This window comes from uncultured Dialister sp. (assembly GCF_900538805.1).
Classification (GTDB): domain Bacteria; phylum Bacillota; class Negativicutes; order Veillonellales; family Dialisteraceae; genus Dialister.
This window is the reverse complement of sequence record NZ_UPZP01000082.1, coordinates 1-10921: the sequence shown is the minus strand read 5'-3', so window position 1 is coordinate 10921 and position 10921 is coordinate 1. Positions and strand designations below refer to the sequence as shown.

9 protein-coding genes are annotated in these 10921 nt (G+C 53.7%); all 9 read right to left on the bottom strand.

Annotation, left to right across the window (positions count from 1 at the left end):
- Window positions 1-249: 249 nt before the first annotated feature.
- A complete protein-coding gene (locus QZQ29_RS07425; protein ID WP_296961879.1) occupies window positions 250-840 on the bottom strand; it encodes a DNA-3-methyladenine glycosylase in 591 nt (196 codons plus the stop codon).
- A complete protein-coding gene (locus QZQ29_RS07420) occupies window positions 837-1925 on the bottom strand; it encodes an efflux RND transporter periplasmic adaptor subunit (protein WP_296961878.1) in 1089 nt (362 codons plus the stop codon). The genes QZQ29_RS07425 and QZQ29_RS07420 overlap by 4 nt, the downstream gene beginning before the upstream one ends.
- A 2-nt stretch (window positions 1926-1927) precedes the next feature.
- Window positions 1928-3148: an FprA family A-type flavoprotein gene (locus QZQ29_RS07415; protein WP_296961877.1), complete on the bottom strand. Its 1221-nt coding sequence runs from the start codon at window positions 3146-3148 to the stop codon at window positions 1928-1930.
- Window positions 3149-3362: 214 nt separating this feature from the next.
- The gene (locus tag QZQ29_RS07410; protein ID WP_296961876.1) at window positions 3363-3695 is read right to left on the bottom strand and encodes a MazG-like protein; all 333 of its coding nucleotides are present in this window, start codon (window positions 3693-3695) and stop codon (window positions 3363-3365) included.
- Window positions 3696-3765: 70 nt separating this feature from the next.
- The gene (guaA, locus tag QZQ29_RS07405) at window positions 3766-5304 is read right to left on the bottom strand and encodes a glutamine-hydrolyzing GMP synthase (RefSeq protein WP_296961875.1); all 1539 of its coding nucleotides are present in this window, start codon (window positions 5302-5304) and stop codon (window positions 3766-3768) included.
- A 733-nt stretch (window positions 5305-6037) separates the two neighbouring features.
- Window positions 6038-6589, bottom strand: coding sequence for a phosphoribosyltransferase family protein (locus QZQ29_RS07400; protein ID WP_296961881.1), 552 nt, complete (start codon window positions 6587-6589; stop codon window positions 6038-6040).
- Window positions 6590-6617: 28 nt separating this feature from the next.
- On the bottom strand, window positions 6618-7160 hold the full coding sequence (locus QZQ29_RS07395; protein WP_296961874.1) for a hypothetical protein: 543 nt from the start codon (window positions 7158-7160) through the stop codon (window positions 6618-6620).
- A 1180-nt stretch (window positions 7161-8340) separates the two neighbouring features.
- Entirely contained in the window at window positions 8341-9156 is an 816-nt protein-coding gene (locus QZQ29_RS07390; protein WP_296961873.1) for a hypothetical protein, read from the bottom strand.
- 184 nt (window positions 9157-9340) lie between these two features.
- Window positions 9341-10159: a hypothetical protein gene (locus QZQ29_RS07385; protein WP_296961872.1), complete on the bottom strand. Its 819-nt coding sequence runs from the start codon at window positions 10157-10159 to the stop codon at window positions 9341-9343.
- Window positions 10160-10921 lie beyond the last annotated feature (762 nt).

Here is a 10921-nt window from a genome sequence, read left to right as displayed (position 1 = left end):
GGGAGAGGGAGATTTCTCCACTCTGTGGAGACTCTGCATGGAGTCTCCAAGTCAGCCGAAGTTGGCCTCTAGCCTGCACAATAAGAGGCTTTCCTATTGGTGGCTGACCGGCTTCGGTCGAAATGACAATGGAGCGGGGTGAGTGTTTGCGTCAATTGTTCCTTGCAGACCTATGATAAGGCGTCTGCCGCCAAATTGTCTAACTATCCGAGGAGAAATCAATCATGTTTTCACAGCCCCATTGTTTTCTCATTTAGATATATAGGGATTTCCTTTCAGCAGAAACCGCCAGGGGAAGTCTTTGCCGTAGGTGGCGTAGTCTATGTTTTTTCTTTTTGTCACCTCCACGGGCCAGGGACCGTCTTCTCTTGTTTCCACGTAGAGGGTATCTCCGGTGAGGTCCATGCCGTAGAAGGTCATGTCTATGCCCATGGCCTGGGTGAGGCGGCCGGGGCCGGAGGTGAGGAGTTTTTCTTTTGTCTGGTGTCTTCTCTTTTTCATGAGGTCCAGGCCTTCTAAGGGTTCCAGGGCGCGGATGAGGACAGAGCCGGATTCTCCTTCGTGGCCGCAGACGAAGTTGAGGCAGGTGTACATGCCGTAGACAAGGTACACGTAGGCATGGCCGCCTTCGCCGAAGATGATTTTTGTTCTTGGCGTGAGGCCTTTGAATACGTGGGCGCCGTCGTCTTTGTGGCCCTCATAGGTTTCGCCGTAGGCTTCGCATTCCACGATGCGGCCGGCGGTCACGCCTTCCGGGGAGCGGCGGACTACGACGGCGCCTATAAGTTTTCTGGCGGTGGTGACGGCGTCACCGAGGAAGTCACTTCTTTCCCATTTCATTTCACGTCCACCTGCATGCCCATGTCAAGGCTCTTGGGCGGGTCGGTGATGACCCGGTCCCCTTCTGCCAGGCCGTCCATGATGAGGACGTAGCCGCCGGTGTCGCTGGCAATGGAGACAGATTTCATGTCCACCAGGTTGTCGTCATTCACTACGGCCACGGTGCTGTCGCCGATGATGGCGGATTTGGGAATCATGAAGCAGGAAACGTTCTGTCCGCTTTCGATGCGGATGCTGTATTCGTTGCCGATGGTGATTTCATCGTCCGGGTTATCCACCTGCACTTTGTAGGTGGTGAATTTTTCACCGTTTTCATTGGGCTGTTTTTTGAGTTCGCCGTACCACACTTCCGATCCGTCGCTCATGGTGACGGTGAGGGTTTTGTCGTCCTTGGCCTTTTCCATCACGTTATCCAGTTTGGCTGGAATCTGCACAGAAGCGGTAACGGGAGAGTCCTGGCGGATGACGAGGGATGGTTTGCCTGCCATGGCCAGATGGGTGTCTCCGATATAGACCTGGGAAATGACGCCGCTGATGGGGGCGCGGACGGTGCAGTTGGCAATGGTCTTTTCTATGGTCTGGAGAGAGGCCACCAGCTGGGCCGGTGCCTGGGCAGGCTCTGCTGCAGGAGCCGCCTGCACGGCGCCGCCGCCTTTTCTTCCTTTGATTCGGTCGTATTCGGCCCTGGTGATAATGCCCTGTTTCAGGAGGGATGCTTCCAGACTGTCATCCACGGCGGGAGCGCTGTAGGTGTAGGTGGGCGCCGCTGCCTGGGAGGCGGCGGCAATCTGGCTCCGAAGGGCCGCCGCCTGGGACTCGTACTGGGAAGAGTCGATTTTGAAAAGTTCATCTCCCGCATTCACCACGGTGCCCACGTCGGGAGGATTGGAAATTAGATTTCCCGAAACCTGAGGAATCACGGGAGCCGTGTGAAGGGCTTCCGGCGCCGCCTTAGTTTCCAGGGTAAAGGGTTCCCTGCTTTGTTCTGCTTTCATTACATGCACTGAGGGACGGCTGCCGCAGCCTGAGAGAAACATGGCTGCGGACAGGCAGAAAGCCGCCGCACAGGCCATCCATTTTTTCATCTTCATGCCTTCTTTTCTGTCATTATATCGCCGGCAATGAGCTTTGCCAGCTTGTCAAGGGTGCCGTCATCGGCGGGAGCGGAGGAAATATGCACCGGTTCTCCCAGGATGGTGCATTTCTTCCAGGTCTTCGCCTTTTCCAGCATAACTTTGCCGCTCATGTTCGGCGCCCAGCTGCTGTTTCCGATGATGGAAATGGTGCGGTTCTGCACGTCCATTTCATGGCAAAGGTCCATGAATGCATTCATCACGGGGTTGAGGCCCATATTCATGGTCACCGCCGCCAGCACCATGTGGCTCCTGCGCAGTACCTCCGGGAATGCTTCCGTAATGGACGCGCTGCAGAGGTCCACCAGCTTCAGGTTTCTGATGCCCTCCTTCGCCAGCTTCCCTGCCAGGACCTGCGCCGCCATGGCCGTATTTCCGTAGGGGGAGGCAAAGAAAATGGAAACGGACCTTTCTTCAGCCTCCCAGGACGCCCATTTCTTATAGAGGGAAAGAATCCTGTCCATGTCTTCCTTCCTCCGGAAAACAGGGCCGTGGAGGGAGCAGATATAGGCCGCATCAAGGGCCGCTGCCTTCTTCAGCGCCATCTGCACCTGCATGCCGTAGCGGGCCACGATGTTGGCATAGTACTTCCGGCAGCTCGGAAGGTATTCTTCTTCATAATCCACGTCGTCCGCAAAAATAGAGCCGTTCAGCACGCCGAAGGTGCCGAAGGCGTCGGCGGAAAAGAGAACCTTCTCCGTTTCCTCAAAGGTAAAAGTCACCTCCGGCCAGTGCACCATGGGGGCCTTCAGGAAACGAAGCTTGTGGGTGCCCAGGGAGATTTCCAGCTTTTCGTCGGAGGAAATGAAACGGTTCGCCAAAGAAATATGGAAATACTGGCCAATCATCTTCTGCGCCTGGGGCGTGGCAATAATCTTCGCCTGCGGATACGCCTCCGCCAGCGCCAGCAGCGACCCGCTGTGGTCCGGCTCCATGTGGTTGATGACGATGTAGTCCAGCTTTCTCCCGTGGAGGAGATGGGATACGTTATCCATAAATAAATCACGAATCACCGAATCCACCGTATCAATGACCGCCGTCTTCTCATCGTCGATGAAATAGCTGTTATAAGAAATCCCCCGGGATATGGGAATGAGATTCTCAAACCGGCTGGAAACAAAATCATTGCCGCCAATCCAGCAGATATGGTCTGTTACCTTTTGTTCGTTATGCATGGTGAAGCCCCTTATGAAAGCCTATAAATACAGATATTTTCGCTTTTTAAGTATACCACGAATGAGAGTTATATGCACTGTATCCGGAAGGGTTCTTCTATTTGTCAGGGCCATGAGTTTTGTCCTGTTTCACGGTCTGTGACAATTTTCCTAAGGCTTTGCAAAGCTTCCCTGCATCAGAGTAGAATCCATGCATATCAGTTCTCTTTCCCATCTATTCCTGCTTCAGAAATTCTTCTTTTTCTTTCAGAAATGTTTCCACACAGTCAGCGAAGGAAAGACCATTTTCCTCCGCCAGTACAGCCAGCCACCATACACATTCTCCTATTTTGGAGGGAAGCATGGATTCTTCGCTGCTGGGCCAGCGGCCTTCTTTGGCCATAACAAGGCGTCCGATGAGAGCGGCATCTGTGAGGAAAGCCAGTGCATCTTCTTCCGAGCTCCATTCTTTCCCGTGGATTCCCTTTTCCAGTGAGTGATAGATGCGGCGGATTTCCATGGATTTGTCAGCTGTTTCCTGCAGGGACAGGGTGATTTCTTTTTTCATGATGGTCTTCTTAGTTTGATTTCATCAAGAAAAGCCCCCAGTAAACGGAGGCTTTTTCTAAATTATGAAATTATTCCCATTCGATGGTGCTCGGCGGCTTGGAGGTGATGTCATAGACCACTCTGTTCACTCCAGCCACTTCGTTGCAGATACGGCGGCTCATTTCGTCCAGCACTTCCCAGGGGAAGCGGAAATAATCAGCCGTCATGCCGTCGGAGGAGGTGACGGCGCGGATGCCTACGGTGTAATCGTAGGTTCTTTCATCGCCCTGCACGCCTACGGAACGGATAGCTGCGGGGAGGATGGCGAAGGACTGCCAGATATCATTATAGAGGCCATGCTGTTTAATGACGTCTCTTACGATGAAATCGGCGCGGCGGAGGATATCCAGCCGTTCCGGTGTGATTTCGCCGATGATGCGGATAGCCAGGCCCGGTCCCGGGAATGGCTGGCGGTTCACCACTTCTTCCGGAAGGCCCAGCTGGCGGCCCAGTTCGCGGACTTCATCCTTGAAGAGTTCGCGGAGCGGTTCGATGAGCTGGAATTTCATATCCTTCGGAAGGCCCCCTACGTTGTGGTGGGATTTGATGGTGGAGGCGGTGGCGGTGCCCGATTCCACCACGTCAGGATACAGGGTGCCCTGCACCAGGAATTTCACGTCTTCCAGTTTGTTTGCTTCTTCCTGGAAGGTGTGGATAAATTCAGCACCAATGGTTTTACGCTTCTTTTCCGGTTCGGTGACGCCCTTCAGGAGGGACATGAAATGTTTGGAAGCATCGATGTGCACCAGTTTCATGTTGAACTTATTCTTGAAGGTGTCCACCACCTGTTCCGCTTCGCCCAGGCGCAGGAAGCCGTGGTCAACGAAGACGCAGGTAAGCTGGTCGCCGATGGCTTTATGAACCAGTACGGCAGCCACGGAAGAATCCACGCCGCCGGAGAGGGCGCAGATGACATTGTGCTTTCCTACCTTTTCGCGGATGTTTTCTACGGCAATGTCGATGTAGTTGCCCATGGACCAGCCGCCTTCGCATTCGCAGATTTTAAAGAGGAAATTCTTCAGCATGGTGGTGCCTTCGGGAGTGTGAACCACTTCCGGATGGAACTGTACGCCGAAGAAACGGCGCGCTTCGTCGGCCATGGCAGCGGTGGGAGTGAGATCGGTGTGACCGGTGAGGCCAAAGCCGGCGGGCATGTCGGTAACTGCATCACCGTGGCTCATCCATACAGCGGTCTTTTCGGAAACCCCTTCAAAGAGGGCGGAGCTGCCGTTGCGGTAGAATTCGGTGTGACCGTATTCGTGCTTTTCAGGCTTTGATACTTCGCCGCCCAGTTCCTTGGCCATAAGCTGCATGCCGTAGCAGATACCAAGAATGGGGATGCCTGCCTTGAATACGTTGGGATCCACCTGCGGCGCATTTTCTGCATTTACGCTGGACGGGCCGCCGGAGAAAATAATGCCCTTCGGGTTCTGGGCAAGGATTTCCTCAGCGCTCTTGTTGTATGGCAGGATTTCGCAGTACACGCCGCATTCACGGACACGCCGTGCAATGAGCTGGGCATACTGGCCGCCAAAGTCAACAATCATAACAATTTCCTGATGTTTCATCTGTTTCCTCCTGTGGAGACAATATCAGTAACGTAAACATTGTATTCCTTATTATATCATATTGGGGAAGCGGCTGGCGCCGCTTCCCGGAAGGTTCTGAAGTTTGACAGGCCGTTGGCCGGAGGGTTCTTAGGTTTGACGCGGCCTTCGGCCGCGAGGGTTGTGGTGGCCGCTTCGCGGCAGTATATATGCCGCCTTTGGCGGCAGCGCTGCCGGTGGCAGCGAAAACCAAACAACCTCGCTTCGCTCGTAGAAATGCACCCCTTCTGCCTACGGCACCTCCCCCGGAGGGGGAGGTCTGCTCTCCGTTTCCCCTTGTGCTAACTTAAGTAGCTCATAGCATAGCGACGCTGAGAGTTCCCCCTCCGGGGGAAAGGTGGTGCGTTAGCACCAAAAGGGGTGCATTTTCCTCGCCCGCAAGGGCGGTTGTATGTTTTTCCAACGAGCAAAGCGAGTTTTGCCTGTTTTCCCCGGGCGAAAGCCCGGTTGTCTGATTTTTACTAGCTCACTAGTCCGCTAGTTCACTAGCCTGCTAAAGCTGTTTTCTACAAACTGGCGGCAAAGCCGCCTACCGCAACCCTCTGAACCCTGTGAACCTTTTGACCCCTCTGAACCCTCACGCCCAAAGGGCGTGTCCATAAAGCCGCCCACCACAACCCTTTGAACCTTCTGAACCAGCCCGCCGCTGGCGGGCCGAACCTTCTGAACCCGGGCTGCCTCCGGCAGCCCTCCATCATTCCGCTTCAAACAGGGGCAGCGGTTCCAGATAAATAATGTCCTTTCTGTCCGCAGCATCCCCTTCTGCCAGGATGGCTGCTTCGCCGATGACGTTGGCGCCGGCCTTTTCAGCCAGCTGTTTCATGGCCTTCATGGAGCCGCCGGTGCTGATGACGTCGTCCACCAGGAGCACGTTTCTTCCCTTCAGCAGTTCCACGTCCGTATCCATGAGGTAAAGCCGCTGTTTTCCTGCGGTGGTAATGGATTCATCTTCCACCCAGATGGGATTTTCCATGTAGGCCTTCACCGATTTCCTGGCTACGATGTACTTCTTCATGCCCAGCACACTGGCCAGTTCGTGGGCCAGGGGAATGCCCTTGGTTTCCGCGGTCATAATAATATCCGTATCCTTCGGCACCTTGGCGGCCAGTTCTTTGGCACACTTTTCCACGATTTCCGTGTCACCCAGAATGACAAAGCCGGCGATAGCCATTTTGTCGGAAATATTCAGAATGGGAAGCTGCCTTGTGCAGCCGGCTACATGAAGTTCGTAATGTCTTTTTGCCATCATACACCTCGAAAAAATAATTTACATTTTATGTGATATCCACCTGCGGCGGCGGGGTGGTGGTGATTTCCACCTTTGGCGCCTCCGTGATGGTCACAGTCACTGTATCGGTATCGGCGCTCTGTTTCTGCACGCTGCCCTTTTCCTTCACCGCCGGCGCCTGGGGCGGGGCCTCAACATCCATTAATGGAATGGCATCGGATGGCGCCGTTTTGCCCAGATTGTCCTTCTTGGTTTCCATAATCTGCCCGATTTCGCCGGACAGCCGGTCACGGGTAGCGTCTTCTGCCATGGCCTGCCTGATGAAATAGACAGTCAAAGACGCGGGATCCTCCGTATTGGACGGGATTTCCCGCCAGCGCCCATCCTGTCCCAGGGCCCAGGCCTTTCCGTCCACGCTGTAGCGCACATGAATCCAGTTTTCCGTAAAGGCCTTGGCGGACTTCACATCCATAGTCTTCACCTTTGCCTGGAGGCCGTCCTCAAAGACATCCTCCACCGTTAATGTGGACAAATCCAGAAACAGGCCTGTGGCGCCGTCATTGTAAATACCGCCGGTATTCTGTATCATGGGATAGGTCTTGTCACCGTTCAGGTAATAAGGCTCAAAAGCCCCGGCCGTCCCTCCCCAGGAAAAAGCCAGAGAGACCCCTAAGACCAGTGCCCATTTTTGAAATCTCTTCAACCCCTATCATCTCCTGTAAAAATACTTGATACCTTTTACTATTGTACAATAAATCGGGGTGATTGAGTACTGATTTTGAAAGAAAAGGGTTCAAAGGGTTCAGAAGGTTCAAAGGGTTCAGAGGGTTGTGGTGGCGGCTCCGCCGCAAATAAAAAAGGGGGCACGCCTGACGGCGTAGGTTGAGGCCGCCTGTCGGCGGCAGGTTGTGTAGAAAGGTTGTGTTCGCTGACGCTCAAGGGGAAGGTGGCGGCTCCGCCGCAGTTTTAAGCCTTCTTCCTCTGGAAGAAGGTGGCCCCTAAAGGGGAAACGACTCACTATGATTTGCGCGTCGCTGTCGCTCCTTCAAATCATGTTCGCTGTACACGCCGTAGGCGACGGATGATAGCAGGCCTTTCTTTGAAAGGCCGAGGCCCCGAAGGGGCCTGATTTGACTCATAAGTATAAAGTGCATTACTCGGTGTTCCTCAGCCCTATCGGGCAGTTCCTTTCTGGGGGAGGAGCCTAAAGCCGCCTTCGGCGGCAATGGTGGGCGGCCTTTTAAATGAAGGCCGCCTCTTATGATAAAACCACAAAACCGCGCCCTTGGCGCGATTGGAAAACATGCTAACCGGGCTTCGCCCGCTGGAAATGCACCCCTATCCCCGCCTGCGGCGGTACTTTCCCCGGAGGGGGAAGTCTGCTCTACGCTTCACTTAGTGCTAACTTAAGTCGCTCATTGTTTAACGGCGGGATAAGTTCTCCCCCTCCGGGGAAAAGGTGATGCACAGCACCAAAAGGGGTGCATTTCCTCGCGCCATAGGCGCGGTTGTTTGGTTTTCCCGCCCGCAGGGCGGTTTGCCTGTTTTCCCCGGGCGAAGCCCGGTTGTATGGTTTTATCCAAACTGGCGGCGAAGCCGCCCACCTTCATTTACCATTTACAATTTCATCATTTACCATTTCCATAGGACGCCCCCTTTAAACCTTCTGAACCAGCCCGCCACGGCGGGCCGAACCTGGGCCCCGCGGCCCCAATCAAAAAACCGGCGCCCTTCTAGGGCACCGGTTTTTCTATTTCAAAGTTATGCTGTTATGCTCCCAGTTCATCAAGCAGTTCTTCCGCTGCGTCCACGGACTCCTGAATTTCAGGGCGGAGGGTGGCGTCGTCGTTGAGGAAGCGGATTTCAGAGAGGGCGCGGATGAGGCGGGCAATCTGGGCGGTGCGGCCGATTAAGATTTTCTGGGCCGGGGTGTATTTCTTCCAGTCGCTGCCTGCTTCGTTCTGGATGGCTTTAATATCCTCTATGCCGTCTTCAAAGTAATCGGACAGGTCAAGGAGGGCGTCTTCGGTCTTTCTGGCTTCATGACGGACCAGCTGCATGCGGATGCACATGTTTTTAACTTCCTGCTGGAATTCCTGGAGCCGGGCGCTCATGTCCTTCAAGGCATTCACGTCATCGGTGCCCTGAGTGATATCCAGTCCCTTGATGTCCGGTACCTTGGCATACTGGTCAAGCACGCCGGCGCCGAATCCCACGGCGTCCACGGCACCTGCCAGGGTGACCACGCTCATGGCCTTGGCGGAGAGTTTTTCCATTTCCCGCCAGTTCTTTCTTTCCTTATTGAAATGTTCCAGTCCCGTAAGCGTGTCGCAGTCGTGGAAATCCACATTTTTCAGCTGGGCAAAAAGGCTGGTGAATTTTTTCATATCGCCGGACATGAGGCTGATTCTCACGCGGTCCAGCTCACCCAGTTCATTCTGGGCCCGCACCTTGGCGCGGTTGATTCTTTTTGTTGCCCTTCTTTTGGCTCTTTCCACTTCGCCGTTAATGCTTTCCGGACGGGCAGAATTGGAATTGCCGCTGACAGCCCCTGCGATCATTCGCAGAATAAAAGAAATCGACATGACTCGTTCCCCCTTCAATCAGTAAGATTCTTCGAAACAGGGAAGCACTGATAGTAAAACAGCAAAAGGAAATGAACCAGCGATTCCCTACATATCTATATTTGTTATTATAACATACATAAGGACCTATAGGAAAATGGAAAGAATGGGCAGAATCACTCTGCCCATTTCCATTCCTGCTTTCTCAGGCATCCCGGAAAGCCAGTGCCTTCTTTGCCTTTTCGATGGCCTTCTCGCTGTCCTCGCTTACTTCGCCCTTGTCGTTCAAGAGATGGGGGAAGAGGATGGTAATGAGCTGGGCGCACTGGATGGCCCGGGCAATCTGCATCTTTTCAGACTGGGAATAGCGGTTCCAGTCCTCCCCTTTCCGTTCCAGAATGGACTTCAGGTCGTCAATGCCGTCTACGAAATAATCGTGAAGGTCATTGAGACAGTCAGCCTCCTCCCTGGCTTTGAGGCCGATTTCATCAATGGCGGCGGTGAGCTTTCTCACATGGTTCTGATAATTCTTGAGATCTTCGATGAGCTCATGAATGTATGCCATGTCCATGCTGTGGAAACGTTTATTGTCGATATTCACCTTCGGCAGGATAGCGAAGCTGTCCAGAAGGCCGAATCCCAGGGCCATGGGCGAATAGGCAGCGGCGCTCACAGCTTCCAGGCTGGCAATCTTGTCCGCCCGGTCAATCATATCGTCTACCTTGAACCCTTCCTTCAGGAAACTTTCAATGCCTGGAAGACCTTCGCAGTCCTTCAGGTCGAAATTACGAATCAAAGCGCAGTACTTGGTAAACTCCTCCATGTGGCCGGAAGTGGCGGAAACCTTCGCCCTGTCCATTTCACCGATTTCATACTGCGCACGGCTGCGCAGGCGAAGCAGTCTTCTCCGTACCCGGCGAAAAGCCTTATGAAGCTCACCCTCCAGATCCTTGATGTAGGTTGGATCCTGAATTTTCCCATCTTCCATTGCCTGAAGAACCTGAAGAACATAAGTTATAGTCATATCAATTCCTCCTTTGGACTATCGGAAACCCCATCTTCGGGGATTTGGACCACAAATCAGCGCTGCCATGCCCCCGCATGGCCCATGTATTTCCTCCCTACCTTTTCGCAAGGCCTTTTCTTACACCATTAATTATACACCATTAGAAAAAATAGATTTTATAAAAACCTTTTTTCTATTACAGAAAAAATTTATAGGGAATGACAAAAAGGAGAGGGTTCTGAGGACACGCCTGCGGCGTGAGGGTTCAGAAGGTTCTTAGGGTTCTAAGGGTTCAAAGGGTGTGGTATCGCCCTTCGGGCGATGAGTTTTATAGTCAGCGTTACGGGATTACCTTTCCGTCCCATCGTCATTCTGAGCCGCAGGCGAAGAATCTCGGTACAAGCCGTTTATGAGACAAATGCTATTAAATACCAGTCGGCGGGAATTAGCCACCTCCGGTGGCTACCCCCTATCCGGCTTCGCCGGACTTCCTCCACGGGAAAGCGTGTCACACGATTCTCAGGTCGCTACGCTCCCCTACGAATCGTGTTCCCTTGCCACCCTATTCAGGGGGCAGAATAAACCGCTCTACGCTTACCCCTGGTATCATGTGGCACAATGCTGAGCACCCATAGTCCCACCAGCGAAGCTGGTGGGAAGGTGGTGGCGAAGCCACCAAAGGGGGCGGGCCCGAAGGGCCCACGGGTTCTTAAGGTTCTTAGGTTTGACAGCGGCTTCGCCGCTGAGGGTTGTGGTATCGCCGCCTTTGGCGGCGATGAG

Coding starts and splice junctions, on each gene's coding strand:
- QZQ29_RS07425 (WP_296961879.1), bottom strand. CDS start 840: ATGAAATGGGAAAGAAGTGACTTCCTCGGTGACGCCGTCACCACCGCC.
- QZQ29_RS07420 (WP_296961878.1), bottom strand. CDS start 1,925: ATGAAAAAATGGATGGCCTGTGCGGCGGCTTTCTGCCTGTCCGCAGCC.
- QZQ29_RS07415 (WP_296961877.1), bottom strand. CDS start 3,148: ATGCATAACGAACAAAAGGTAACAGACCATATCTGCTGGATTGGCGGC.
- QZQ29_RS07410 (WP_296961876.1), bottom strand. CDS start 3,695: ATGAAAAAAGAAATCACCCTGTCCCTGCAGGAAACAGCTGACAAATCC.
- guaA (WP_296961875.1), bottom strand. CDS start 5,304: ATGAAACATCAGGAAATTGTTATGATTGTTGACTTTGGCGGCCAGTAT.
- QZQ29_RS07400 (WP_296961881.1), bottom strand. CDS start 6,589: ATGGCAAAAAGACATTACGAACTTCATGTAGCCGGCTGCACAAGGCAG.
- QZQ29_RS07395 (WP_296961874.1), bottom strand. CDS start 7,160: ATGATACAGAATACCGGCGGTATTTACAATGACGGCGCCACAGGCCTG.
- QZQ29_RS07390 (WP_296961873.1), bottom strand. CDS start 9,156: ATGTCGATTTCTTTTATTCTGCGAATGATCGCAGGGGCTGTCAGCGGC.
- QZQ29_RS07385 (WP_296961872.1), bottom strand. CDS start 10,159: ATGACTATAACTTATGTTCTTCAGGTTCTTCAGGCAATGGAAGATGGG.